At 51.0% G+C, this 24,412-nt stretch carries 23 protein-coding genes; 18 read left to right on the top strand and 5 right to left on the bottom strand.

The annotated features are described in order from the left end of the window. Window positions 1-40: 40 nt before the first annotated feature. Window positions 41-1,072, bottom strand: coding sequence for an Rpn family recombination-promoting nuclease/putative transposase (locus tag ABNS49_RS07185; protein WP_168353568.1), 1,032 nt, complete (start codon window positions 1,070-1,072; stop codon window positions 41-43). A 468-nt stretch (window positions 1,073-1,540) separates the two neighbouring features. On the opposite strand from ABNS49_RS07185, the gene lepB reads away from it, so the two are divergent. The 9 genes from lepB (at window position 1,541) to ABNS49_RS07140 (ending at window position 12,638) form a co-directional block, all read left to right on the top strand. Then, window positions 1,541-2,137 carry a signal peptidase I gene (lepB, locus tag ABNS49_RS07180; protein WP_277820794.1) on the top strand — a complete coding sequence of 199 codons (597 nt, stop codon included), beginning with the start codon at window positions 1,541-1,543 and terminating at the stop codon, window positions 2,135-2,137. 19 nt (window positions 2,138-2,156) lie between these two features. After that, window positions 2,157-5,981 carry a hypothetical protein gene (locus tag ABNS49_RS07175; RefSeq protein ID WP_348688132.1) on the top strand — a complete coding sequence of 1,275 codons (3,825 nt, stop codon included), beginning with the start codon at window positions 2,157-2,159 and terminating at the stop codon, window positions 5,979-5,981. 11 nt (window positions 5,982-5,992) lie between these two features. Next, on the top strand, window positions 5,993-7,660 hold the full coding sequence (locus ABNS49_RS07170; RefSeq protein ID WP_135980080.1) for an isopeptide-forming domain-containing fimbrial protein: 1,668 nt from the start codon (window positions 5,993-5,995) through the stop codon (window positions 7,658-7,660). Between the two features lie 96 nt (window positions 7,661-7,756). Continuing rightward, window positions 7,757-8,584: a class C sortase gene (locus tag ABNS49_RS07165; protein WP_135980081.1), complete on the top strand. Its 828-nt coding sequence runs from the start codon at window positions 7,757-7,759 to the stop codon at window positions 8,582-8,584. Between the two features lie 21 nt (window positions 8,585-8,605). Continuing rightward, window positions 8,606-9,658: a hypothetical protein gene (locus ABNS49_RS07160; protein WP_289113892.1), complete on the top strand. Its 1,053-nt coding sequence runs from the start codon at window positions 8,606-8,608 to the stop codon at window positions 9,656-9,658. A 1-nt stretch (window position 9,659) separates the two neighbouring features. Next, complete coding sequence (locus ABNS49_RS07155) at window positions 9,660-10,154, top strand: hypothetical protein (RefSeq protein WP_135980083.1); 495 nt, start codon at window positions 9,660-9,662, stop codon at window positions 10,152-10,154. A 3-nt stretch (window positions 10,155-10,157) separates the two neighbouring features. Next, entirely contained in the window at window positions 10,158-10,919 is a 762-nt protein-coding gene (locus ABNS49_RS07150; RefSeq protein WP_290155157.1) for a hypothetical protein, read from the top strand. A gap of 14 nt (window positions 10,920-10,933) precedes the next feature. Continuing rightward, window positions 10,934-11,713: a hypothetical protein gene (locus ABNS49_RS07145; protein WP_135980085.1), complete on the top strand. Its 780-nt coding sequence runs from the start codon at window positions 10,934-10,936 to the stop codon at window positions 11,711-11,713. Continuing rightward, window positions 11,706-12,638 (top strand): MucBP domain-containing protein, encoded by a 933-nt coding sequence (locus ABNS49_RS07140; protein ID WP_135980086.1) that lies wholly within the window; start codon window positions 11,706-11,708, stop codon window positions 12,636-12,638. Before ABNS49_RS07145 ends, ABNS49_RS07140 begins: the two co-directional genes overlap by 8 nt. Before the next feature lie 9 nt (window positions 12,639-12,647). Here ABNS49_RS07140 and ABNS49_RS07135 read toward each other — a convergent pair whose 3' ends face one another. Together ABNS49_RS07135 and ABNS49_RS07130 are read right to left on the bottom strand one after the other, a co-directional pair. After that, window positions 12,648-13,103 carry a MarR family transcriptional regulator gene (locus tag ABNS49_RS07135; protein WP_277820795.1) on the bottom strand — a complete coding sequence of 152 codons (456 nt, stop codon included), beginning with the start codon at window positions 13,101-13,103 and terminating at the stop codon, window positions 12,648-12,650. A gap of 93 nt (window positions 13,104-13,196) precedes the next feature. Then, a complete protein-coding gene (locus ABNS49_RS07130; RefSeq protein ID WP_135980087.1) occupies window positions 13,197-14,189 on the bottom strand; it encodes a LacI family DNA-binding transcriptional regulator in 993 nt (330 codons plus the stop codon). 266 nt (window positions 14,190-14,455) lie between these two features. Here ABNS49_RS07130 and uxaC point away from each other — a divergent pair, with 266 nt between their 5' ends. Both uxaC and eda read left to right on the top strand, forming a co-directional pair. Next, window positions 14,456-15,871 carry a glucuronate isomerase gene (gene uxaC, locus ABNS49_RS07125; protein ID WP_135980088.1) on the top strand — a complete coding sequence of 472 codons (1,416 nt, stop codon included), beginning with the start codon at window positions 14,456-14,458 and terminating at the stop codon, window positions 15,869-15,871. Continuing rightward, the gene (gene eda, locus ABNS49_RS07120) at window positions 15,868-16,500 is read left to right on the top strand and encodes a bifunctional 4-hydroxy-2-oxoglutarate aldolase/2-dehydro-3-deoxy-phosphogluconate aldolase (RefSeq protein WP_288341436.1); all 633 of its coding nucleotides are present in this window, start codon (window positions 15,868-15,870) and stop codon (window positions 16,498-16,500) included. The genes uxaC and eda overlap by 4 nt, the downstream gene beginning before the upstream one ends. A gap of 19 nt (window positions 16,501-16,519) precedes the next feature. Here eda and ABNS49_RS07115 read toward each other — a convergent pair whose 3' ends face one another. Further along, complete coding sequence (locus tag ABNS49_RS07115) at window positions 16,520-17,140, bottom strand: flavin reductase (protein ID WP_135980090.1); 621 nt, start codon at window positions 17,138-17,140, stop codon at window positions 16,520-16,522. A gap of 447 nt (window positions 17,141-17,587) precedes the next feature. Here ABNS49_RS07115 and ABNS49_RS07110 point away from each other — a divergent pair, with 447 nt between their 5' ends. Genes ABNS49_RS07110 through trpA form a run of 7 tightly spaced genes read left to right on the top strand, consistent with a single transcriptional unit; the run spans window position 17,588 to window position 23,923 of the window. Beyond that, on the top strand, window positions 17,588-19,036 hold the full coding sequence (locus ABNS49_RS07110; protein WP_288341433.1) for a chorismate-binding protein: 1,449 nt from the start codon (window positions 17,588-17,590) through the stop codon (window positions 19,034-19,036). Next, window positions 19,020-19,580 (top strand): aminodeoxychorismate/anthranilate synthase component II, encoded by a 561-nt coding sequence (locus tag ABNS49_RS07105; RefSeq protein WP_348688129.1) that lies wholly within the window; start codon window positions 19,020-19,022, stop codon window positions 19,578-19,580. Before ABNS49_RS07110 ends, ABNS49_RS07105 begins: the two co-directional genes overlap by 17 nt. Then, a complete protein-coding gene (gene trpD, locus ABNS49_RS07100; RefSeq protein ID WP_135980093.1) occupies window positions 19,577-20,587 on the top strand; it encodes an anthranilate phosphoribosyltransferase in 1,011 nt (336 codons plus the stop codon). The genes ABNS49_RS07105 and trpD overlap by 4 nt, the downstream gene beginning before the upstream one ends. Beyond that, entirely contained in the window at window positions 20,580-21,368 is a 789-nt protein-coding gene (gene trpC / locus ABNS49_RS07095) for an indole-3-glycerol phosphate synthase TrpC (protein ID WP_135980094.1), read from the top strand. Before trpD ends, trpC begins: the two co-directional genes overlap by 8 nt. After that, window positions 21,359-21,961 (top strand): phosphoribosylanthranilate isomerase, encoded by a 603-nt coding sequence (locus tag ABNS49_RS07090; protein WP_289197064.1) that lies wholly within the window; start codon window positions 21,359-21,361, stop codon window positions 21,959-21,961. Before trpC ends, ABNS49_RS07090 begins: the two co-directional genes overlap by 10 nt. Beyond that, window positions 21,958-23,142 (top strand): tryptophan synthase subunit beta, encoded by a 1,185-nt coding sequence (trpB, locus tag ABNS49_RS07085; RefSeq protein WP_135980096.1) that lies wholly within the window; start codon window positions 21,958-21,960, stop codon window positions 23,140-23,142. Before ABNS49_RS07090 ends, trpB begins: the two co-directional genes overlap by 4 nt. After that, window positions 23,135-23,923: a tryptophan synthase subunit alpha gene (trpA, locus tag ABNS49_RS07080; protein ID WP_135980097.1), complete on the top strand. Its 789-nt coding sequence runs from the start codon at window positions 23,135-23,137 to the stop codon at window positions 23,921-23,923. Before trpB ends, trpA begins: the two co-directional genes overlap by 8 nt. On the opposite strand, the gene ABNS49_RS07075 is transcribed toward trpA, so the two are convergent. Then, entirely contained in the window at window positions 23,857-24,384 is a 528-nt protein-coding gene (locus ABNS49_RS07075; RefSeq protein ID WP_135980098.1) for a TetR/AcrR family transcriptional regulator, read from the bottom strand. The genes trpA and ABNS49_RS07075 overlap by 67 nt on opposite strands. Between the last annotated feature and the right edge of the window lie 28 nt (window positions 24,385-24,412).

Genomic DNA, 24,412 nt, shown 5'->3' with positions numbered 1-24,412 from the left:
GAATACCGATGAATCAGAAAAATCGGATCTCCTTTTTTTGTTAGCTTATAAGAAAGGGCAACACCTTTTTGCGGATGTTGGCGGAGTAGCCAAGCTGATCGCACGCTTGCCTGGCGGAAAGACCGTGGTTGAGCATGAGTTTTTGGGCGATGATCACAAACGTGGAGATCATTTCGCCATTTTCGGTTTTCAAAGCATTTCTTTCTTTGTTCAAAGCGATTTTTTCCTTGTTCAAAGCGTTTTTTTCTTTGTACCATTGTTTTTCGGCCTCTCGTCTGCCTTCGGCTTTACCTTTTTGAATGATATTGTTGATTACACTTGCCATGGTTTGTTCTCCTTTCGAATCGTCTGGTTGAAATTGTTCTAAATACTCGTAAAACGCCTTTTTCATCTCTTTGTCGTTTGACAAGGCGGCTAACGTCATCAAGGTTTCTTCGATGTATTCTATTTTCCAGTGGGTCGGTGGAATATATTGTTTCCCGTGAGACTGACGCATTTGCGCGCAATAATCCGCGATAATGCGGAAATCACTGGAAATGGACTCGATCTTTTCACGACTCCAGCACGAGATGTTTTCTATATTCATTTTATAATCGAACAGAAATGGTTTCAAGTCGGGATAGGCGTCAAAATGAAACAGCTGGGCGAAAGATTTTGGTTGCCAGGCGAAGCGGTCATAGTGGAATGTGAACAAAACGCAGGGAATGAGGTGCGTCAATGGAATGACAGGATCTTTTTTTCGCTTGGTCGCTTTGATTTGGCGCATTTGCCATAAGAAGACGGCGCCCATGTAGCAAAAACAGCGAATGGGCATCATCCGGTCCGCCTTTGTCTGGTTTTCGATACAAAAAATAAAAGGCCGGTTGTTTTTGGAACCCATTACGAGAACGCATACGTCGTGGTACAGGGGATGAAATCGCTTATCGAGCAAAAAGGGCTGGGAAATCGAAAGATAGCGGATTTGCGAAGGCTGAATGACGGGTTTGTTGTCGTAAAGCAGAAGGTTGATCAAGGAGGCCAGAACGGTCGGAACGCGCAGAAGGGCCTTTTGGGAAATATCCTTGTTTGACATAAATGAATGAAATTCCTTTCTTGGATAATGGTTGAGGATAAAGGAGAGAATCTCCATATCGCGAATAAAAAAATGTAAACCGGTCGAGCGACTGGTTTGAAATGTTTCTGCCCGATTATAACAATTTTCTTTGAAAACGCAAAGAAAAAAGGATAAAAATCCCATTTCTTTATTTTATCCAGTCGGTTTTTCAACAAATCTGTTTTGTTTTCTTCGTTCGACGTCTTTTTTACAAAAATAGGAACAGTCGTATAAAAAATCATATGATTGGTCACAAATGGGAAAAGAGGAGCTATGTATTACTGATATGTATTAACAAAATTAGAATCTTTCCGGCATGGATTGGTTGACTTTGACTTATTTATAAGCTATGTTTTGAGTACTTTTAACGAATGATTTAAAAAAATTAAAACAATTTGTGAAAGTTGGGAAAGGAATCGAAGGGAAACGATCAATGAGGGATGGAATGTGAAGAAAAATCCAAAGCAAGTCAGGGAGGTTCGTGAAATCCCTTCGCTGGAACTGCTCGAAAAAGAAAGGGACCGGGTCAAACACAATACAAAATACCGGTCCACTTTACAAAGTACGGTGGGCGTGCTCGTCGTGGTCGCGGCGATCGCGATTTTGGCCGCTACGCTCTGGCTGCCCGTGCTTCGAATTTATGGAACCAGTATGACGCCGACGTTGGAGGCTGGGGATATCGTGTTGTCGCTGAAAGGAAGCGACTTCAAAACAGGGGATGTTATTGCGTTCTACTATAACAACAAGATATTAGTAAAAAGGGTTATCGCCGGACCAGGCGACTGGGTATATATCGACGACGACGGCACCGTGTTCGTCAATGGCGAGGAAATCGTCGAGCCGTATTTGCAAGACAAAGCGCTCGGGGACACGGATTTGGAGTATCCGTATCAAGTGCCCGAGAAACGCTGGTTTGTGATGGGCGACCATCGCAGCGTGTCCATGGACTCAAGAACGCGGGCCATTGGACCGGTTGCCGAGGAGCAAATCGTAGGGAAGCTGAAAGCGAGAGTATGGCCGTTCAATAAGATCGGCGTGGTATAAGTAGAGGAAGGAATTGAATATGAAGGGAAACAAGATTGGGAAACGGATATGGCACCGTTGCGTCACGGCGTTAAGCTGTCTGGTGGTTTTTTGCACGACCTACGCGCTGATTTTACCGGCTGTGGCCTTGGAACACGACAAGACGACCTTTTATTGCGAAAAAGAGGAGCATCAACATACCGATGAATGCAACCACTCCAAAGATCCATTGTGCGGACAGGAAGAGGGTAAAACGCAGCCAGGACATACGCACGGGGAAGAATGTTATGAGATTCGTGTAGTGGAAAATCAAATTTGCGGACTGGAAGAAAACGAAAATCACCAGCACAATGAACAATGCTTTGAAACCATTGAAGAAAAAAATTTGATTTGCACGCAAGAGGAAGCACCGGAAGAAAAAGGGCATAGCCATTCGGCAAACTGCTATTTGAGCGTCGATCCAGTATGCGGCAAAGAGGAGCATACCCATGCACGAGAATGCGAGTCCAACAAAGCGTTGAAGGAAACAAAAGATGAGTGGGAAAACTCCATTCCGAAAAAACTCGATGAAGAGCTTTCGAAACGAATCGTTCAGGTGGCGGATTCGCAGCTGAAATACAAGGAAGTGCTCGAAAACTTTGAAATCGTGGATGGCGTGGAAAAAGGATATACCCGCTATGGCGAATGGTATGGCCGCCCATATGAAGACTGGAACATCATGTTCGTGTCGTTTGTTCTGAAATATGCGGGAGTCTCGAACGAGAAAATCCCATACGGACACGACTGGAATGAATGGATCGAAGATTTAACGAAAAGAGAACTGTTCGAACCGGAAGACTATGAAGCGCAAAACGGCGATCTCGTTTTCTTCCGGGATCAGGAAGACGAAAACGATCTAGATAAAAAAATTCAATCCTATGTTGGCATTGTGAAAGACCACAATAAGAACAAAGTGATTATCGGGGATTTTGAAGACGAAGTTCGGGAAGTGATCGTAAACGAAGAAGACTACAAAGTTCTCGCCTACGTCCATCCAAAAGAAGAGCAGGTGGATGTGGAAAAACCGGAGCAACAGCCTGTACAACCTGATGAAGAAAATCCAAATCCGGAAGAAGAACCAAAACCGGAAGAAGAACCAAAACCGGATGGAGAGGAACAGGAACCACAAGAAATCGAGTATCAGCTTCCGGAAGAGTTTACGGCGGAAACCGAGGACTTCACTCTCGTTCTAAAACCACGGAAAATCGCGGGTGTGGAAACTGAAGTCGACGAGACAACAGAGAAGGAAGAAAAGCCAGTCGATGAAAACGATGGGCTTGCCATGAAAAACTATGTTTTGCCAACCGAGGAAAACATGCAGGATAAACTGGATGAAGAACAAAACATGACCGTGGAAGAATTTGATCAAATCCAGGAAGACAACCTCCAGCAAAAAGAGGAAGAGGAAAATAAACCGGTTCCAACGCTTGTCGTGGAGAAAATGGATGAAACAAACATTCCACAAGAAGACCAGGAAGAGGTCACTCAATTAAAAGCGCAAAGTCTGGAAGAAGTCGATCCGGAACAACTGCTTGACCTGTCGCTTTACAAACTTCGCTTCTTTGTTGGCGAACAGGAAGTGAATCTGGAAGACCAGAAGTTTGATGCCGAGTTGACACCAACTGAACAGTTTGTGGAGAAGTATGACACTTCCAAAGAGTTGGAGGATGTGGCGCCAGAGGCGGAAATCGGAACAGAGTATACAATTCAAACGTTGTCTTCTATCGAAGTGGAAAATAATGAATTAAAAGAAGATACCAAAAAAGAGGAAAATTCTCAATTATTAAATGAGGAGAACAAAACTCTTGGATTTTCTTTGCGGGGAAAAATGTTCAGCGCGAAAGCTTCACAAACTCCCAACCCAACTTTTACAGTGCAGACCTATGGGAATGTGAAAAAAAATATATCGACAAATAAAGGTGATAATACAATTCCAGTTGTTGATATGACAAATGGTACACCCTCCTTAGGACAAAATGTCTCATTGCAGCATTATAAATTAACAACAAATGGGAAATTCGATAAAAAAACAGTTGTTTCAAAAATATATGAGGCCAAATCCTATCAGTATCATTCAGCACCAAATATTTCGTATTTTGATATTCTTATCCATAACGGAAATTATAAATTGAAAGAGATTTGGGTGCTAAAAGATGGAAAAAACGCGGAAAGTAATACTAGAACAGATTGGACTATAAAAAATCCATCCACAACCCACTTTACGAATCGGCAAGAAACTTATAATAGTGACCCTGATAAATACATATTGATTCAGCCAAACACGACAATTCGACTTGTCTATGACTTATCAAGTTCCAACTTTAGCTCGAATGCAACATTCTATGATTACGACATCACAGAAGATGGGGTAAATACTCGTGTTAATAGTAAAGCAAAAGGTATCAATAACCCTTCTAACTATACCGGGTCGGGAAGTAAATATGCTTTTGGAAATTCAAATACAGGTACTGGACTAGCCGATATAACTTGGAAGAAGAATCATAAAATCAACTCATATAACGGGAGCGCAGGGGATCCAAGTGGAAATGGCTTTGTATTTGATATGGTTACCGGAGTTGATACGAACGGAAATTTAAAATGGAATAGTGGAATCATAGCTCCAAAAATATTTGGATCAACATCTCAAATTGGAAAAAAAGTGTATCCAAAAGGGAATCAATTAACTTTTACCCGTCAAGGAGATACCTATACATTAAGCAGTGTTTCAGGGGCAAATGTTAAAACAATTAAGAATTTGGACACATTTAATCATCCAAAAACAGGAAGCACGACATATACGACTATTTGGACGAATAATTTTTGGCCATTAGATGGAGTGAAAAACACAGATCCGCATGCGGGAACTTACGATAAAAATTATAACAGTAGCCTTCGCGCCACAGAAACTTATAAAACAAATGGCACTTTGAAGCACTATCCACCTGGAGATGATGGCTTGCCGCATAACAATTTATTTGGAATGACGTATGATATTGATTTCACTCTTGATCAAGATTATGTGGGTCCATTGGAATATTTCTTCTATGGCGATGATGATTTATGGGTATTTTTAGGAGAGTATAACGAAGCAACCGGTCAATACGAAAATTATAGAAAGATTTGTGATTTGGGTGGAGTGAAACCTTCGCGTGGAGCCCATGTTGATTTAAGAACATCTATTCTTCCTGTGTCAGGCCAGAACACGACAAAAAAATACCGGTTGAAAATTTACTATACAGAGCGTGGACTTTCAGGTTCTACATGTTATATAGAATTTACCCTTCCATCAGTTTCTGGTGCAGAAACCGGACAAGCCACAGGCGGGTTGAATATTTATAAAGAAACAGAAGATTTGGATCAAACCACAGATTTTACGTTTAATGTGAAGTTTTCTAAAAACGGGCAGCAACTTCTTGATGATTATGCGTATACAAAATATGACGCAAATAACCATAAAATTGAAGATAATTTAATTATCGCAAGCAACAGTAATATTACTCTGAAAAAAGGAGAATATATTTCGATTAGTTATTTGCCTATTGGAACGACTTATACTGTATCAGAGTTAAATGTGGATTCTTCTACTGAAGTGTACACAGGAACGAGTAATGGAAACTATGTTTTATCGCCGGATAAAACCTTAACGGGAACAATTACTCAAGGTGGTAACACGGCTACAGTATATTTCAAAAACGTTCGGTTCTTTAAACTTCCGGAAACAGGAGGTTTTGGAATAAATCCTCCACTGATTGCAAGTGGAGCTGGATTGATGACAACATCCGTGTATGTCATTGGAATCCAGAAGAAAAAGAGAAGGAAGAAATAAGGAGTTTCTTCATGATCTTTAACAAAGGGAAAGGGAAAATCAAAATGAGAAAAATCAGAAAACTATTGACTGTTTTCGCGGCATTCTTTCTTGTGCTTGGCTTAACAACAAATGTACAAGCAGAAGCAGATCAAAATCAGGGTACATCCGCTAAAACAAGAGGAAGTATCACAATTCAAAACACTTTAGAAGGAAAAACGTATACGATTTATAGAATGTTGGATTTGGAAAGTTATAAAAAGCCGGCAGATCAAACAGATAAGGGAGCATACTCGTATAAAGTTCTTCCAGCTTGGAAAGGATTTCTTGAATCCGGGGTTGGTGCACAATTTTTTGAATTGAAAGAGCAAGACTATGTAGTAGTACATCCAAATGCGCAAGTAACAGCGGAGGGACAATTTGTAAATGGAAAGATTTTAACGGATGCGGCTTTGCAATATGCAAAAGAACACAATATCCATGCTACTCAACATGCTACAGCGCAGGGGAATACATTAACATTTAGTGACTTAGATTTAGGATATTACTTAGTGGATTCGGATGCAGGTGCCTTATGCGCGTTAGGAACAACTGACAACAATAATGTCACCATTAAAGAAAAGAATGGGATTCCAACGTTAGAGAAACAAGTTCAGGAAAAACCAGATAATTCATGGGGAAATAAAAACGATGCGAATATTGGCGATACGGTAAATTTTAAAGCGACAATCACGACCGCTGCCGGAGCTATGAATTATAAATTGATTGATAAGATGGAGGCAGGTTTAACCTTAAAATCCGACAGCATTGCTGTGAAGATTGATGAAACAATACACCAAGCTGGAGCTAATCGTTTTACGATAACAAGTACAACGGATCGAGGATTTGAGATTAAATTCGCCGATACCTGGATTCAGAGTCTTCCAGTTGGGACAACGATCGTGGTGGAGTACCAGGCGACGTTAAATGAAAATGCTGTTATCGCTGGGAACGGAAATAAAAATAGTGCTAACTTACAATATGGAGATAAAACGGAGTCTTTCTTTGAAACAGGCGAAAAAGAGACTCATACATACACTTGGCCAATCGGAATTTATAAATATACCCAAAATGGCGAGGAACCAGAAGCAACTGAAACGGCCCTGGCTGATGCAGAATTTTATTTGAGTACAAACAAAACCTCGGCGGGAACAACAGAAGAAGAGGTTCAGAACGGTGCAGATGTTATTAAATTTAAACCAACGACTGCTTCTGAAGGAACGATTCCAACGTATCAAAAAGCAAGCGGAGAAGGCACTGTTTCAATTATTAAAACAGATGCAACTGGTAAGTTTATACTTCAAGGATTGGATGCAGGAACATATTATCTTCACGAGTTTGCCGCGCCAGATGGATTTAATAAATTGGCAGGACCGATCAAGGTTGTAATCACACATGAAGCGCTTACTACTCCAGGTTCAAATTTGGGATATACTGTGGAATCCACAGTAGATGTTGATGCTACGGATAATTTTGAGAACGCTACAGACGATATTAAACATGAAAATACAAATATTGCAGTCAAGGTTTTAAATACAACCGGCGCTCTCCTCCCATCCACAGGTGGTATGGGTACGACTCTGCTCTACACCATTGGTGCGGGCCTGATCGTGATTTCAGGAATCCTTCTGATTACCAAGAAAAGAATGTCACACGAATAAACAGTACACAAACAATTAAAAAGAATTAAATATAGAAACGAAACAAACAATACCATGAATCCGGGAAACCGGATTCAATGGTAGGGAGAACCTTATATGAAAAAATTTATTACAAAGAATTGGTCGACGATTCTATTGGTAGGTGTCTTCATTGTAGGGTTGTCCCTACTGTTGTATCCTACGATTTCCGAATGGTGGAACGCCTCGCGTGCTTCACGCGTGATTGGAGGCTATAACTCGGTCGTTGATCAAATGGACTCGGCGGAAGCGGAAAAAATGCTTGAAGAGGCGAGACAGTACAACGCGGATCTTTTAAAGGAACAAAATCGGTATTTTCCTTCCGAAGAGCTGCATGCGCGCTATGAAAGTTTATTGTCGCTCGATGGAAACGGTTTGATGGGATCCATTGAGATTCCTTCCGTAAAAATCAAGCTGCCGTTGTATCACGGACTGGAAGAGGAAATCCTCCAACAAAACATCGGGCATATTGAAGGCACCTCGCTGCCGGTAGGAGGCGAAAGCACTCATGCGGTGGTTTCCGGACATCGAGGGCTGCCATCCGCAAAACTATTTACCGATCTGGACCAGCTGGAAACAGGAGACGTGTTTCTATTTCGTATTTTAGGGAAAACATACACGTATGAAATTGACCAGATTCGCACCGTTCTTCCCGAAGAAGTCCAGGATCTGGAAATCGAGGAAGGGAAAGATCTCGCGACCTTGGTGACTTGCACGCCATATGGAATCAATTCGCACCGTCTTCTGTTCCGGGGACATCGGGTGGAAAACAGGCCGGAAGATTTCGTAAACTTCGGAGCGGAAGTGCGGCTCGTCGATAAACATATCGTAGCCATCAGCATCGGCGTTATCCTCTTGATTGGAATCGCGATTTGGATGGGCGTGAAAAGAAAGATAGGAAAGTAAAAAGAGAAAGAAGGGAAAAGTATGGAGAAAAGAAGCAATAAATATAGGAAATTTTGGATGGTTCTTGGTGTCTTTGGACTCGTCGGCGCCTTCTTTATTTCACAAACACAAGTCAAAGCGGTTTCTTTGCCAAGAAAATGCTCGGTTCAATTCGAAATTGACGGATACAAGGATACAGCCAACGCGGACATTGTGATTGATCTATATAAAGTGGCGGATGCCATTGAAGATCCGGTATACGACACGTATTCCTATGAAACCATTGGAGCGTTCCAAACGCTCAAAGACAAGTTGGTCGACTTAAGTACGATCACAAATCAAGATTATCAAGCCATCGCGCAGGAAGCGGCGAAACTTGTGCAGGAACAAAAAGCCGGAACGCCCGCAATCACCACGTCTTTGGATGCGCGCGCGCCAATCGAATCGGGATTGTATCTCGCTCTTCCACACAGCCAAAATATGGAAGACTATTTTCGAACAATAAAAACACCGCAAGGAGAAACATTGGTTACATACGCCAACTCGGTGTTGCACACGTACAATTTCCAACCGATGCTCATTTCGCTTCCAGGCAAGGACGCGATGAACGGAGAAATCTCTTCCGCCAATCCGGGCACCTGGAACGACGATTTGACAATCACACTCAAAGTGGAAGAAAGTTCGCGCCTGGGATCGCTGGAAATCGTGAAATCCCTGAATCAATTTGATGGCAATGGAAACGCGACGTTTGTCTTCTCCATTGCGGCGTACAAAGACGAGACGCGACAGGAGCTAGTGTACTCCAACGTGGAATCCATCGTGTTTGATGGAACAGGAACCAATTCGGTTCAGCTGCTCAACTGTATTCCGGTAGGATCGTATGTTGTGATCGAAGAGGTGTACTCGGGCGCCTCCTATGAAATCGTAGGCGCAAGCACGCAGGACACGACGATCGTGTCAGCCGAGGAAATCGCTTCGGTTTCTTTTGAAAACACATCGAACAACACCGATCATCATGGCAGTTCCGTAACCAATCGCTTCACGTATAACGATATGGGCATGAACAAGCCGGAGCAGGATTTTGGAGGGCAGTAAGATGAAAAAAATGACAATGTATTTATCCATCGCCTCCCTTTGCCTGATCGCGATGGTTGGGGTCCAGGAAACTTTCGCTTATTTTACAACGTACGCGGAAGCGAGCGGTCAAAAACGAATCGACTTGTATTCCGATACGACCATCGAGGAGGAATTTCCGGAAGGAAGCTGGACAAAAAGAATTTCAGTCAAGGCGGAACAAAACTCCATTCCGGTATGGGTGCGCGTGCGAGCGTTTAGCGGGACGGAATATCCGCTCCAATTTACCAGTGTCAGCGGAAAATGGGTGGAAAAAGGCGAGTATTGGTATTATCAGGACATTGTAACGCCACAACAGCCAACCGACGAGCTATTGATCACGATTGACGCCGAACAGCCCGAAGAGCACGATTTCAATGTGATCGTGGTGTCCGAATCCGTGCCGGTCCAATACGATGAATCCGGCAATCCGCTGGAAGCAAACTGGAACGAGCAAATCGAAATAGAAAGGCCATAAAAGATGATGAAGAAAATAAAACACTTTTTAGCAAAGCCGATTGTCACCGTCTTGCTTCTTGTGATGGCCGTTGGTTTGCTGCTTGGATCCGGCGTGCAGGGAACACGGGCCGCGCTCAACTATTATTCCGACACGTATCAGTCGCGGCTTTCGTTAACGCAAATCGGCGTCTCGTTAGTCGAAAACGATCGCGTCGTCGCTTCCCGCGACTACAAGGAAAACGGGGAGTGGACAGGCGATGAATCCGGTTCCTTGTTAAAGTCGATTGTGGAAATGAAAGATTTTAAAATAGGTCAGCGGTACCCGGAAGTGCTTGCGGTAAAAAACACAGGCCAAATCAACGAATTTGTCCGCGTAACCCTTGTGAAGTACTGGATTGACGAAGATGGAAATAAAATTCAAGACATTTCGCCTGATCTCATTGATTTTTCGATCGTGGAAAACGGGCAATGGATCAAAGATGAAACCGCGTCGACTAACGAAAGAAATGTCTATTATTATAAAAATCTGTTAGAGGCTGGAGAAACAAGCGCGCCTTTGACGGACGGATTTAAAATTGACCGGAAGCTGCACGAACATAAAAAAGTGGAAGTGACGGAAGAAGACGGCAAAGTCATCACGACCACCTCCTACACGTATGATGGAATCGAATTTTGTGTCGAAGCCAAAGTCGACGCCATTCAGGAACACAACGCCGATGAGGCCATCAAAAGCGCGTGGGGAAAAGACGTCCACGTCCGCGGGACCACGCTCTCGCTTCAATAGAAAGGGGAAAAAAGATGAACAAACTCACTACGATCCAACGCGTTTCTCTTAGTCTTTGCGCCCTTTCGGTATGGATGGGAAACGGAACGCCCATCCAGGCGAAGTCGTTTCAAAACGAAACGGAATGGGCCGTCGTGTTCTCGAAACAAAACACGATGGAAAACAACTTCACGACCGGGCAAGTCGACGATTTGCTTTATGGAATGCAGCCCGGAGATGACGCGACCATTGAAATCACGATAAAAAACGAAAACAAGGACGCCACCGACTGGTATTTAAGCAACGCCGTTCTCCGCTCGCTGGAAGATGGCTCCGCCGCCAGTGGCGGGGCGTACGCCTACGCGCTCGTCTACACCGACCCGCAAGGAAGAACGGACACGATTTACCAGTCAGAAACGCTTGGAGGAGAAGCCGGACAAGGCACGGGACTCAAAGACGCCACCGATTCGCTCGACGAGTTTTTCCTTGTCGACACGCTAAAACAAGGGCAGGCAGGCACCGTTTCCCTCCAAGTCGTTCTCGATGGCGAAACGCAAGGCAACAGCTATCAGTCGACGCTGGCCGATCTGCAAATGGAATTCGCGGTGGAAAAAAACATCCCCGCGCAAAATCAAGTCACGCAAGGAAAACCAACGACGACCATCCTGACCGGGCAAACAACCAAAAGTCCAAACACGGCGACATGGACAAGCCGGCTGCCGTGGCTGCTGGTCAGCGCGCTGAGCGGCGCCATTCTGTTTGGCCTCGCGCTTGTTGGAATCAAAGAAAACAAGGAGGAAAAACGGCATGAATAAAAAAGGCAAATGGCTCTCCATGGCGTTCGCCCTCGCGCTTGGTATGCAAACAACCGGCCTGTCAATCCAGGCCGAGGACTACACGTATACCGTCCGTATTCACGCCGGCAACCATGGCAGCATCGACGGCCGGGATGAAATTCTCGTTAAAAACCTGCCGTACAACACTCAGTTCACGTTCCATGCGCAAGACGTCCAGCTTGATCCCGACAGCAAATACTACGTCAAAGGAATCAAAGAAAGCGGCAAAGACAACGACACCGCGCAAATGCGCGCGTCGTTTCCTGTCAAAGAAGACATGGATCTTGTCGTGTCGTACGGCATGCGCTCCAACACCACGCAATACATGATTCACTACGTGGACGAAGACGGAAACACGCTGGCGCCAAGCGTCACATACACCGGCAACGTCGGCGACCGTCCCGTTGTGGCGTATTTGTACATTGAAGGCTACCAGCCGCAAGCCTACAACATCACAGGGACGTTAAAGGAAGAAGGAAACGACTGGCGATTCGTGTACCAGCCCGTTCCAGCCGGAACGACAACGGTGCTGCCAGGGGAAACGACCATCATCGACCAGACGACGACGATCACCTCGCCGGCAACGACGACCCCGGCGACCCCGGGAACCACAACGCCGCCCGCCGCAACTCCGCCCGCGGCGGAGGAAGGAACGACGCCGGCTCCAGCGCCGGGACCTGGCGAAGCGGAAGAGGGAACGGACAATCCGAACACGCCGCAGGAAATCATTGACATCGACGATCCGGATGTGCCACTGGCCGGGCCGGAAGGCGAGAAAAACGAGCAAGCCAGCTCGAATTGGTTTTCGTGGCCAGTCATAGCCGGCTTTGGCGCGCTCGCCCTCGTCATTGCGGGAGGCATCGCGTATTTCCTCGTCCGAAAACGACGCGAAGAAGAGAAGTAAAAAAAAGATTCAGGCGCCTGATTCCTGAATCTTTTTGTTTTTTTTGTCAAGATTGTCCACAATCGTCTTGAACACCCGCACAAACGTTTCCTGATCCTGCGGGTCGATCCCCGCAAAGATCCGATCGAAAAAAAGAGATTGAAGCGCCTGGCCTTTTTCAAGAATCGGCCGCGCTTTTTGCGTTAAATGAATTTCCTTTTGCCGCCGGTCGCGCGCGCTCGTTTGAATCGTCACGTAGCCTTCTTTTTCCATCGTTTCCAAATTCATGGAAACAAGATTGGCCCGGATGCCCCGGATCTCGACGATGTCGCGGGCGAGCGTGTACGCCGGATTGTTCCCCAAAAACAAAATGATATCGACCGCGGTGGATGAGCAGCCGCAAGCCTTCGCAAGCGGCTTCATCGTCTGCGTGTAGTCACGCAGCACCTTTTGGGCGAAACCAATACTCGTCGTGTCGCTGCTCATAAAAGTCCCCTCTCTTAACACTTCAAATTTGAAATAGTATGACACATTCTTTTTCGCTTCGCAACAAAAAGGAAAGATCCCGGCCGATCTTTCCTATTTTCTGGTCGAATCCCGCTCGACGAGTTTGCCGTTGTACGTCGTTTTGAGCGGATAGTCTTCATGGTGAAGCGCCAGCATGATCGCGTTCATGCCCGCCTCGCACATAAACGCGAGCCGGTTGTCGTAGCTTGTCAGCTCCGGCGAGCAAGCCCGGGAAAGGACAGACGCGTTGAAGCCGGTCACCTGCATCTCGTCCGGAACCGAAATCCCCGCCTTTTGGCAGCTTTTGAGCGCCGCGACCGCGATCTCGTCGTCGCAAGCCACCAGGGCGTCGTACGCGCCTTCTTCCTGAAGCAAGTCCAAAAGGGCGCGGCCGATCTCCTCAAAGTCGCCGCCAACCCGCTTTTCTATCCCCGTCACGCCATGGCGGGCGCACGCGTCCAAAAAGCCTTGTCGTTTTCTTTGCGTGGAGCCCGAATCGTGGCGGAATAAAAAAACAGGCGCGCGCGAGCCGCGCTCCAGCACCAGGTCGGTCAGCTTGCGGGCGGCCTCCTCGTCGTCATGCAGCACGCAAAAGACGTTTTCGGCATCCAGAAACCCGTTCAAAAGACAAACCGGGATCCGCTGGGCCGCCTTGACGATATACTCGTTTTTCTTCGGATTTTCGCTAATAAAATGGGAACCAATCAAAATCAAGGCGTCGACGTTGCGCTCCAAAAGCAGCTGCAAGTCGTTTTCCTGATTTTTCTCGTCGTAGCCTGTACAGCTGACGATGGCGGCAAACTCTTTCTTTTTCAGCAGCGGCTCCAAAAAGTGGATGCATTGCGCCTGGTACAAGTCGCCGGCGTCCGAGCATAAAATGCCAATCGTGGACATGGTCGAGTTGGCCATGCCGCGCGCGAACGCGTTGGGCGAATAGTTGTTTTGCTCGATGACCTTCAGCACCTTCGCCCGGGTCTTTTCCGACACGTACCCCGAATTGTTAAGGACGCGCGAAACCGTGGCGATGCTGACGCCGGACTGCTTGGAAATGTCGTAAATGTTCATAGTGGAATACTCCTTGTTCCTATGATAACCCACTTGCCGGCAAAGTCCATCTTTTTGGTCAAGTTTTTTCGATCGAATGTAAAGGCTTACACCTGAACCGGTTCAAAAACACAAAAAAGAAGCGAAAAAAGACGGTTTTGAAAGTATTTCGCTTGCGATATCCGGCGAATCCTCTTAAATTTGTGATGTAAAGGCTTTCATATAATTTGTGGGCGTAAAGAAGATCCCTCGCGGAATCGAAACCGCTCGCGCAGGAGGTTCAAAACATGAAATCATTTATGGACAACGATTTTCTACTGGAAAACGACACGGCGAAACATTTATACCACGACTACGCCGAGTCGATGCCAATCTTAGACTACCATTGCCATCTTTCGCCAAAAGAAATCGCGGAAGACCGCCAGTTTGAAAACATTACCCAAATCTGGCTGGGTGGCGACCACTACAAATGGCGTCTTATGCGCTCCAACGGCGTCGACGAGGCGTACATCACCGGCGACGCGTCCGACCGCGAAAAGTTTCAAAAATTCGCCGAAACGCTCGAAAACGCGATCGGCAATCCGATGGTGCACTGGTCGCATCTGGAACTCAAAAAATATTTTGGCTACGAAGGCGTGCTCAACGGCGAAACCGCCGAAGACGTATGGAATCTGGCCAACGAGGTGCTCGCGAAAAAAAGCGCCCGGGATTTCATTCGCGAATCCAACGTGCGGCTCGTCTGCACGACCGACGATCCCGCCGACTCGCTCGAATACCACGCGCAAATCGCCCAGGATCCGGCATTCGACGTGCAAATCATCCCGGCCTGGCGTCCGGACGCGGTATACAAAATCGAAAAACAAGGCTGGAACGACTACGTGAAGCGCCTGGCCGACAGCGCCGGAATGCCCATCGAAAGCTTCGCCGATTTGCTTCAAGCACTCGACCGGCGCCTCGACTTCTTCGTGTCCATGGGCACCAAATCCACCGACCACGGCATCGACTACATGGTATTCGAGCCGGCATCCGACGCCGAACTGGAAGCCATCTTCCAAAAAGCGCGCCGCAACGAAAGCTTGAGCCGGAAAGAGCAGGAACAATACAAGACCGCCCTGCTGCTGCATTTGGCCAAACAATACGCCAAACGCGATTTAGTGATGGAAATCCATTATGGCGCCATCCGCGACAACAACACGAAAATGTTCGAAACCCTCGGACCGGACACCGGCTACGACTCGATTGGATCATACACCCCGATCGAACCCGTTTCCCGTTTTCTGGACGCGCTCGAAAAAGAAGACGCCCTGCCAAAAACCATTTTGTATTCGCTCAATCCAAACGACGACGCGCCAATCGGCACGCTGCTGGGCGCCTTCCAAAACAGCGACGCTCAAGGCAAGATCCAGCAAGGCTCGGCCTGGTGGTTCAACGACAACAAGCAAGGCATGATCGACCAGATGACCCGGCTGGCCAACTTGTCCGTGCTCGGCAATTTTGTCGGCATGCTCACCGATTCGCGCAGCTTCCTGTCGTACACGCGACATGAGTACTTCCGCCGCATTTTAGCCAATCTGCTTGGCGGCTGGGTGGAAAACGGCGAGTATCCAAACGACGAAAAAGCGTTGAAGAAGCTGATGGAAAACATCTCCTACAACAACGCGGTACGCTACTTTGGATTCGATTTGGAGGAAGCCCACGTATGAGCCTGGAACAAATTCTCGCCAAGCACAAAATCGTGCCCGTCGTCGTGATCGACGACGTGGCTGACGCCGTGCCGCTTGCCCGGGCGCTCGTTTCCGGCGGCTTGCCAATCGCCGAGGTGACGTTTCGGACGCCCGCCGCGAAAGCGTCGATCCAGGCGATGAAAGCCGCCTTTCCGACAATGCTTGTCGGCGCCGGTACGATTTTAACGGAAACGATGGCGGACGAGGCGCTGGACGCCGGCGCGGATTTTCTCGTCATGCCCGCCACCGACGAGGCATTGATTCGCCACGCCCTCGATCGCCACGCGCCGGTTTGCCCTGGCGTCATGACCCCAAGCGACGTGCAGACATGCGACCGGCTCGGCCTTCGCCTTGTGAAGTTTTTCCCGGCCGAGCCAGCCGGCGGACTCGCCAGGATCCAGGCCATGAGCGCCCCGTATCCTTTCATGCGATTCATGCCAACCGGCGGCATCGGTCTGAAAAACATGAACGCCTATTTGCGATCCGGTTCTGTCGTTTGTGTGGGCGGCAGCTGGATGGTGAAAAAAGAGTGGATCGCGGCCGGCCAGTTTGAAAAAATCGAAGAAAAAACGCGCGAAGCGGTTCGCGCGCTGGAAGAAGAGGTTTAAACGCCTCTTTTTTCGCTTTTTATAAGTCGATCTCCTCAAAATCGGAAGCGGGATGCTTGCACCAAGGACAAATGTAGTCCGCAGGCAGATCCGGCTGGTCGTAAATGTAGCCGCAAATGACGCAGCGCCATCCCTTTTTGCCTGTTGTCGTTTTTTTGTCTTCGAACTTCGGCTTGATGTGGGCGTGATAGTACGAATAGCTGGCGCTTGGCACGTCGGAAATCGTCTTCGCCTCCGTCACGTAGGCGACAAACATCACGTGGGAGCCCAGGTCGATTTCCTGGTCGACCTCGCAGCTGATGAACGCGTTCGTGCCTTCGGTGACATAATACAATCCGTTTTCCGAAACGGCCTTATGCTCGTAGCTTCCAAATTTATCGAACGTGCGCCCCGACTGGAAGCCAAAATGCTTGAACAAATCGAACGGCGCCTTTTCATCGAGAATGGAAATGTTGAATTTTCTCGATTGCTGAATGAGTTCGCGGGTATAACTGTCCTTGCTTACGCTGACGGTAATGATATCCGGGTTTTCCGAAGCCTGAATCGCCGTGTTGATGATGCAGCCGGAGTTTTTTCCGTCGTGCCCCCCAGTCAGGACAAAGAGTCCGTAAACAAAATCTCTCATGACTTGTGCGTCCATAAAATTACCTCGTTTTCTAATAGCTTTATTATCGGCGATTTTAAAAAAGAATGCGAAAAAAATGCCCATAGGAAAAAACGGATGCGATGAAAACAGATGAAAAAAGATGAAACTATTTGACATTTCTTTCATTGTTCTGTATTGTGAACCCAACAAACCGATGAAGCGGAGATCAAAGTCGTTACGCGCCCATAGAGAGTCCGGGAGGGTGGAAGCCGGATGGAAAGGCGGACGGCCAAATGGACCGCCGAGGGCATGGTCAAAGGCGAACGCCGAGTACTCCATGACGTACGATCTGCGTCAAAGATCAGGAATGTGACAGCATTCTCCAAGCGCTTCTTTTGAAGAATCAAGGTGGCACCGCGGGCCGTATACAGACACAGCTCGTCCTTGACGAAAGCGAAAAGCTTCGTCAAGGACGAGCTTTTTGCATCAAAGGAGAAACGTATGCAAACACGCAAACAAATTCACGATCTGTTTTCCGGCACCGGCGCCAGGCGGCTGCCCCTGACGGAAATTTTGCCAATGAAAAACACCCCTCAGGAGGTTTTTCAAAAATTCCACGCATTCGGCACGCCCGGTTTTGCGCTCGAAAGCGACGAGCCCGACGCCTTCACCTACGTCGGCGTCCGGTTCGAGAAACGCATCACGCTCAAAGGAAACGTCCTCACGATCGAGGACGCCACGCACGTCCAAACGACATCGACAGTCGTTTCCGATCCAAAAAACGCGCTCGAGCGGCTGCTTTTGGACTACAAGACGCCCGCGCTTTATCCGTATTTTTGCGGCGGGCTCGCCGGCTATTTCGCGTACGATTTCATTCAGTACACCGAACCAACGCTCGCGTTGCGAACCGGCGACACGAACGCCATGGAGCTCTTTCTCGTCAACGACCTGATCGTGTTCGACTTCCAAAACGAGCAAATGATCCTGATCGCCGGCATCGTGAAAGACGACCCAAACCGCGGCTATGACGAAGCCGTCTTGCGCATCGAGGCCATGTGCCAAACGCTGGACGGCCCCCAAACAAAGGCCCATCCGCTGCTGCGCCTGCGCCAGCCGCTGCGCCCCGCCTGTCCAACCACCCGCTACGAGGCGATGGTCAAGCAGGCGAAACGCTACATCGAGCAAGGCGAGATCTTTCAAGTCGTGCTCTCCAATCCTTGCACCGCTTTGGCCGATGGCTCGTTGTTTTCCGTATACGAAACGCTGCGCCAAACCAACCCGGGCCCGTACCTGTTTTACTTTGCCGGGCAGGACATCGAAATGGCGGGCTCGAGCCCGGAAACGCTTGTGCGCGTCGACCACGACCACGTCGCCACGTTTCCGCTGGCGGGCACGTGCAAGCGGGCAAAGGAGCCACACGAAGACGAGCGGCTCATGCGGGATTTGCTGCGCGATGAAAAGGAGCTCGCGGAACACCGTATGCTCGTTGATCTGGGCCGCAACGACCTCGGCAAGGTGTGCCGGTGCGGCAGCGTGGACGTGACCCGCACGCTCGACGTCGTAAAATGCGCGCAAGTCATGCACTTGTCGTCCACGATCACCGGCGTTCTCGCGCCCGGCAAAACCGCGCTCGACGCCCTGTTTTCCACGCTTCCGGCCGGCACGCTCTCGGGCGCGCCCAAGATCCGGGCGTGCGAGATCATCGACGAGCTCGAATCCGCGCCGCGCGGCGTGTATGGCGGGGCGTTCGGCTTCATGGATTTTAGCGGCCGCCTCGACTTCTGCATCGCGATCCGGTTCGCGACGCTGCAAAACGGTGTCGTCCGGGTGCAAAGCGGCGCCGGCATCGTATTCGATTCCGTTCCGGAACACGAAGTTTGTGAATGCCAAAACAAAGCGCGCGCCATCGTGCAGGCGCTGGAAGGAGAAAGCCATGCTTTTGCTCATTGACAACTACGACTCGTTCACGTACAACCTCGCGCAGCTCATGGGCGCGTTCGACACCGTCTATGTCGCGCGCAACGACGCGCTGACGCTTGAGCAGATCGAAGTGCTGGATCCGGCCGCCATCGTGCTATCGCCAGGCCCGGGCCGGCCCGAAAACGCCGGCATTTGCGTGGACGTCATCCGCCGTTTTTACAAGCACGTGCCGATTTTGGGCGTATGCCTTGGCCATCAGGCGATCGCGGCCGCGTTTGGCGCCACGATCCGTCCCGCCTCATCCATCGTCCATGGCAAGGCCGGGCGCGTCGACGTGTGTCATCCCTCGGTGTTGTTTGAAGGAATGAAACGATTCGAAGCCGGGCGCTACCACTCGCTCGTCGTCGACGACCTGCCCCCAGAGCTGATCGCCAGCGCCACAGGCGACGGGGAGATCATGGCCATCGAACACACCACGTATCCCGTGTTCGGTGGCCAGTTCCACCCCGAATCCGTACTGACGCCTTGCGGTTCGCAAATTTTCGCCAATTTTATGAAAGGAGTGCTCGCATGATTACCGAAGCCGTTCAAAAACTATCCACCTATGAAAATCTTTCCTGCGCCATGGCGCGTTCCGTCATGGAAGAGATGATGACAGGCCGGTGCACCGCCAGCCAGATCGCGTCGTACTTGGTGGCGCTCGCCATGAAAAAGCCAAGCGTCGACGAAATCGTCGGCTCCGCCCAGGGCATGCGCGCGCAAGCCATCGCCGTCCGGGACGCCAGCGACGCGCTGGAAATCGTCGGCACCGGCGGCGACCACGCCGGCACGTTCAACATATCCACGACGTCGGCGTTCGTCATCGCCAGCGCGGGCGTCAAAGTCGCCAAGCACGGCAACCGGGCCGTGACTTCCCAAAGCGGGGCGGCCGATTGTCTCGAAGCGCTCGGGGCCAATTTGGACGTCGACGCCAGCCGGTGCCGGCAGCTGCTTGAAACGACGAACTTTTGTTTTTTGTTCGCGCCCAACCATCACCGGGCGATGCGCTACGCCGCGCCCGTGCGCAAGGAGCTAGGCATGCCGACGATTTTCAATTTGCTCGGCCCGCTCACCAATCCGGCCGGTGCTTGTCGGCAGGTGCTTGGCGTGTACGAGCCCGGTCTAGTCGAGCCAATGGCGCAGGCGCTCGTCAAGCTTGGCGTCAAGCGGGGACTGGTCGTCTGCGGCATGGATGGTTTGGACGAGATTTCCGCCAGCGCGCCGACTCTCGTATGCGAAATCGACGGGAAAACGAGAAAGACGTACACGATCGCGCCCGCCGATTTTGGCTATCCGGTTTGCCAAAAAGAAGAGCTTGCCGGCCAAAACGCTATGGAAAACGCGAAAACGACTCGCGCGATCCTGGCCGGCGAAGAGCGCGGCCCGCGCCGCCATATCGTATGCATGAACGCCGGAGCGGCTTTGTACGTGGCCCAAAAAGCGGCGTCCATCGCGGAGGGAGTCCGTCTGGCCGAGCGCCTCATTGATTCGGGCACGGCGCTGCGAACGCTTGATACGTTCGTGGAGGAAAGCCATGGCTGATCTTTTGCAGACGATCGCGCAAAGCACAAGAGAGCGGATCGCCCGGGAAAAGGAACGGGTGCCGCTCGAACAGCTGAAAGCGCGCCCGATTCCGGCTCATCCGTCGTTGTACGAGGCGCTCAAAGCCGAACCGCTCGCGTTTCTTTGCGAGGTGAAAAAAGCCTCGCCATCCAAAGGCGTCATCGCCCCGGTGTTCGATCCGGTGCGCATCGCCAAAGCGTACGAAGAGGCAGGTGCCAGCGCGATTTCGTGTTTGACGGAGCCCGCGTATTTTCAAGGCAGCGACGCGGCGCTGGAAGCCATTTGCCAGGCGGTCGACGTGCCGGTGCTGCGCAAGGATTTCGTCGTCGACGAGTACATGATTGTGCAGGCGGCCGTCATGGGCGCGGCCGGCGTGTTGCTGATCGTGGAGCTGCTGACACCCGACGAATTGCGCCGCGCGATCGCGCTTGCCAACCAGCTGGGCATGGACCCGCTTGTCGAAGTGCGCACCGAAGCGCAGCTGCACATGGCGCTACAATGCGGAGCGCGCCTGCTTGGCGTGAACAACCGGGATCTGCGCGATTTCCACGTCGACCTCTCGCGGGCCCCTCGCTTGCGGACGCTTGTCAAAAACGAGGACATCGTGTTCGTGGCCGAGTCGGGCTATCGAACGCGCGAGCAAATCGAAATGCTTGAGAAAGCCGGCGTCGACGCCGTGCTCATTGGCGAAACCTTGATGCGCGCGCCAGACAAACGGGCGATGCTGACCGCGCTCAAAGGAGAAACGCGATGCGGGTGAAGATTTGCGGCATCCGCTCCGCGGTCGATGTGGATCTGGTCAACGCGTACCGTCCCGACTGGATCGGGCTGGTCATCGACGTGCCCTCTTCGTTTCGCTCGGTGACGATCGAGCAGGCCCGTGCGTTGTCGAAACGAGTGGACGAAGGCATCGGCGTCGTCGGCGTCTTTGTCGACTGTCCGCTGGACACGATCGCCTCGCTCCTGGAGGACGGCGTGATCGCGATGGCGCAGCTGCATGGCAGCCAATCGGAAGCGGACGTGGCGTGGCTGCGCGAGAAAACCGGCCGGCCTGTCCTGCGCGCGTTTGAAGTCAAAAGCGAACAGGACATCGCGATGGCGCAAAAAAGCGGCGCGGATTTCGTTTTGCTGGATGGAGGCAAAGGGCAGGGAAAGCCGTTTGACTGGACACTGCTGAAGGGCATGACGCGTCCATTTGGGCTGGCTGGCGGCGTGGATGTCGCGCTTGTGGAGGCGGCGCGCCAGGCGGGGGCGTCGTGGATCGACGTGTCCTCGGCGGTGGAGACGGACCAAAAAAAAGATGGAGAAAAAATGAAAGCGCTGATCGCGCGATGCAGGAGGGAAAGACAATGAGCAAAGGAAGATTTGGCCGGCATGGCGGCCAGTATGTGCCGGAAACGCTGATGGGCGCCCTGGAGGAGCTCGAGCAGGCGTACGAGCGCTATAAAAACGACCCGGCGTTTCAACAGGAGCTAGGCGAATTGCTGGCGCAGTACGCCAACCGGCCTTCACGGTTGTACTACGCGAAAAACATGACCGAGGATTTGGGTGGCGCGAAAATTTACATGAAGCGCGAGGATTTGAACCATACGGGCGCCCATAAAATCAACAACGTGCTTGGCCAGGCGCTGCTCGCTAAAAAGATGGGGAAGACCCGGCTGATCGCGGAAACGGGCGCCGGACAGCACGGCGTGGCGACGGCGACGGCCGCGGCGCTCTTTGGGATGGAATGTGTCGTGTACATGGGCAAGAAGGATACCGAACGGCAGGCGCTCAACGTGTACAAGATGAAGCTGCTTGGCGCCCGGGTCGTGCCGGTGACGTCGGGCACGGCGACATTGAAAGACGCGGTCAACGAGGCGATGCGCGAGTGGACCCGGCGTCTGGACGACACCCATTACTGCCTGGGCAGCGTCATGGGACCGCATCCGTTTCCGACGATGGTGCGCGATTTCCAGGCCGTCATTTCCAGGGAATCCAAAGCGCAAATGCTGGAGACAGAAGGGCGGTTGCCGGACATGGTGGTGGCGTGCGTGGGCGGCGGCTCCAACGCGATTGGCAGCTTTTACGACTACATCGGCGACGAGGCGGTGCGCCTGGTCGGATGCGAAGCGGCTGGGACCGGGGTGGACGCGCCTGAAAGCGCGGCGACGATCCACGTTGGCAAGCCGGGCATCTTCCACGGGATGAAGTCGTATTTTTGCCAGGACGAGCATGGACAGATCGCGCCGGTGACGTGCATCTCGGCCGGTCTGGACTATCCGGGTGTCGGTCCGGAACACGCCGATTTGCACGACCGGGGCCGGGCCGAATACGTGGCCATCACGGACGAGCAAGCCGTGCAGGCGTTCGAGTACGTGTCGAAGATGGAAGGCGTCATTCCGGCGATCGAGAGCGCCCACGCTTTGGCGTACGTGATGGAGGCGGCGCCAAACATGGGCAAGGACGAGACGATCGTCGTGACGGTTTCGGGCCGTGGCGACAAGGATTGCGCGATGATCGCGCGCTGGAAAGGAGAGCAAGTCGATGCGTAGGAAAGTATTCGCGCGCAAGGCGCTGATCGCGTATGTGATGTGCGGCGATCCCGATTTGCGAACGACGAAAGAAAACATTTTGGCGCTGGAACAGGCGGGCGCCGACTTGATCGAGCTAGGTATCCCGTTTTCCGATCCGGTCGCGGAAGGGGAAGTCATCGCCGCGGCCAGCGAGCGGGCATTGAAAAACCACATCGTGGCCGATGACGTGTTCGCGATGGTCAAGCAGGTACGCGAAAAGACGACGATTCCGTTGGTCGTCATGACGTACGCCAATGTCGTATTCGCCTACGGCGTGGAGGCGTTTATGAAACGATGCGGGGAAACCGGCATCGAGGGCGTCATTTTGCCGGATGTGCCGTACGAGGAAAAAGCGGAGTTCGAAACGGCGGCCCGGGCCCATGGCGTGGCGTGGATCCCGCTCGTGGCGCCGACGTCGGGAGCCCGGATCCCTTCGATCGTTAAAGACGCCGAAGGTTTCGTGTATTGCGTCTCCTCGTTAGGAACGACGGGGATGCGCTCCTCGTTTTCGAACGAACTGGAACACGTCGTGCGCCAGGTCAGGGCGCATACGGACTGTCCGTGCGCGATCGGCTTTGGCATTTCGACGCCAAAGCAGGCGGAGGCGATGGCGGATATGGCTGATAGCGTCATTGTCGGCAGCGCGTTTGTCGATCTTTGCGCCCGACACAAAGAGAAGGCGCCGCAGGCGGTTTACGAGCTGGCGAAGGCGTTGAAAGACGCGCTGCGCGCTTCCGAAACGAGGCGGGAAACGAGCTGATCGACGGGCGTTCGCATATCTTCCTCGATCCACTCGTTCAGCAGGGCGAGAAAGCCGCCGGCCGAATACGTCGAAAACAAGGCGAAGCGGTGGTTCGAGCGGGCCTGGACGAGCCGGATGCCACCCGAAAGCAAGCCATAGTGGAGCTTTTGCGCGTCGTAGCGGCGCAACAGCAAAAGCTCTTTTTTCTGCTGTTTCCAAAATGAGAAAAACTCGGTGGCGATTTGTTCGAGGTCGTACGTTTGCAGCGGGGAAACGGCGTCCTGGTAGCGAGTGAGCAGTTGTTCCAGGCAGTCGGCGAACACGCCGTCCAGCCCGTCGTAGTGGCGGTAAAAGGTGCGGCGGCCGACGCCGGCCTGGTCGCATAGGCGCGTGATGGTCAGCGGGGCGTCTTGGGCAAGGCATTCGTAAAACGCCTTGCGTAAATAAAAGCGGGTTTGGGATTTGGGATCGTCGAGCATGGCGCACTTCCTTCCTGTTTGTGCCGCG

This window comes from uncultured Dubosiella sp. (assembly GCF_964018005.1).
GTDB classification, from domain to species: domain Bacteria; phylum Bacillota_I; class Bacilli_A; order Erysipelotrichales; family Erysipelotrichaceae; genus Dubosiella; species Dubosiella muris.
Note: the sequence above shows the minus strand (reverse complement) of the source record. Positions and strands in the feature narration are given on the sequence as shown.

Coding starts and splice junctions, on each gene's coding strand:
- ABNS49_RS07075 (WP_135980098.1), bottom strand. CDS start 24,384: ATGCTCGACGATCCCAAATCCCAAACCCGCTTTTATTTACGCAAGGCG.
- ABNS49_RS07110 (WP_288341433.1), top strand. CDS start 17,588: ATGCAAACACGCAAACAAATTCACGATCTGTTTTCCGGCACCGGCGCC.
- ABNS49_RS07150 (WP_290155157.1), top strand. CDS start 10,158: ATGATGAAGAAAATAAAACACTTTTTAGCAAAGCCGATTGTCACCGTC.
- trpC (WP_135980094.1), top strand. CDS start 20,580: ATGGCTGATCTTTTGCAGACGATCGCGCAAAGCACAAGAGAGCGGATC.
- ABNS49_RS07115 (WP_135980090.1), bottom strand. CDS start 17,140: ATGGACGCACAAGTCATGAGAGATTTTGTTTACGGACTCTTTGTCCTG.
- eda (WP_288341436.1), top strand. CDS start 15,868: ATGAGCCTGGAACAAATTCTCGCCAAGCACAAAATCGTGCCCGTCGTC.
- ABNS49_RS07170 (WP_135980080.1), top strand. CDS start 5,993: ATGATCTTTAACAAAGGGAAAGGGAAAATCAAAATGAGAAAAATCAGA.
- trpB (WP_135980096.1), top strand. CDS start 21,958: ATGAGCAAAGGAAGATTTGGCCGGCATGGCGGCCAGTATGTGCCGGAA.
- ABNS49_RS07155 (WP_135980083.1), top strand. CDS start 9,660: ATGAAAAAAATGACAATGTATTTATCCATCGCCTCCCTTTGCCTGATC.
- trpD (WP_135980093.1), top strand. CDS start 19,577: ATGATTACCGAAGCCGTTCAAAAACTATCCACCTATGAAAATCTTTCC.
- ABNS49_RS07185 (WP_168353568.1), bottom strand. CDS start 1,072: ATGTCAAACAAGGATATTTCCCAAAAGGCCCTTCTGCGCGTTCCGACC.
- ABNS49_RS07140 (WP_135980086.1), top strand. CDS start 11,706: ATGAATAAAAAAGGCAAATGGCTCTCCATGGCGTTCGCCCTCGCGCTT.
- ABNS49_RS07145 (WP_135980085.1), top strand. CDS start 10,934: ATGAACAAACTCACTACGATCCAACGCGTTTCTCTTAGTCTTTGCGCC.
- ABNS49_RS07175 (WP_348688132.1), top strand. CDS start 2,157: ATGAAGGGAAACAAGATTGGGAAACGGATATGGCACCGTTGCGTCACG.
- ABNS49_RS07090 (WP_289197064.1), top strand. CDS start 21,359: ATGCGGGTGAAGATTTGCGGCATCCGCTCCGCGGTCGATGTGGATCTG.
- trpA (WP_135980097.1), top strand. CDS start 23,135: ATGCGTAGGAAAGTATTCGCGCGCAAGGCGCTGATCGCGTATGTGATG.
- ABNS49_RS07105 (WP_348688129.1), top strand. CDS start 19,020: ATGCTTTTGCTCATTGACAACTACGACTCGTTCACGTACAACCTCGCG.
- ABNS49_RS07160 (WP_289113892.1), top strand. CDS start 8,606: ATGGAGAAAAGAAGCAATAAATATAGGAAATTTTGGATGGTTCTTGGT.
- ABNS49_RS07165 (WP_135980081.1), top strand. CDS start 7,757: ATGAAAAAATTTATTACAAAGAATTGGTCGACGATTCTATTGGTAGGT.
- ABNS49_RS07135 (WP_277820795.1), bottom strand. CDS start 13,103: ATGAGCAGCGACACGACGAGTATTGGTTTCGCCCAAAAGGTGCTGCGT.
- ABNS49_RS07130 (WP_135980087.1), bottom strand. CDS start 14,189: ATGAACATTTACGACATTTCCAAGCAGTCCGGCGTCAGCATCGCCACG.
- uxaC (WP_135980088.1), top strand. CDS start 14,456: ATGAAATCATTTATGGACAACGATTTTCTACTGGAAAACGACACGGCG.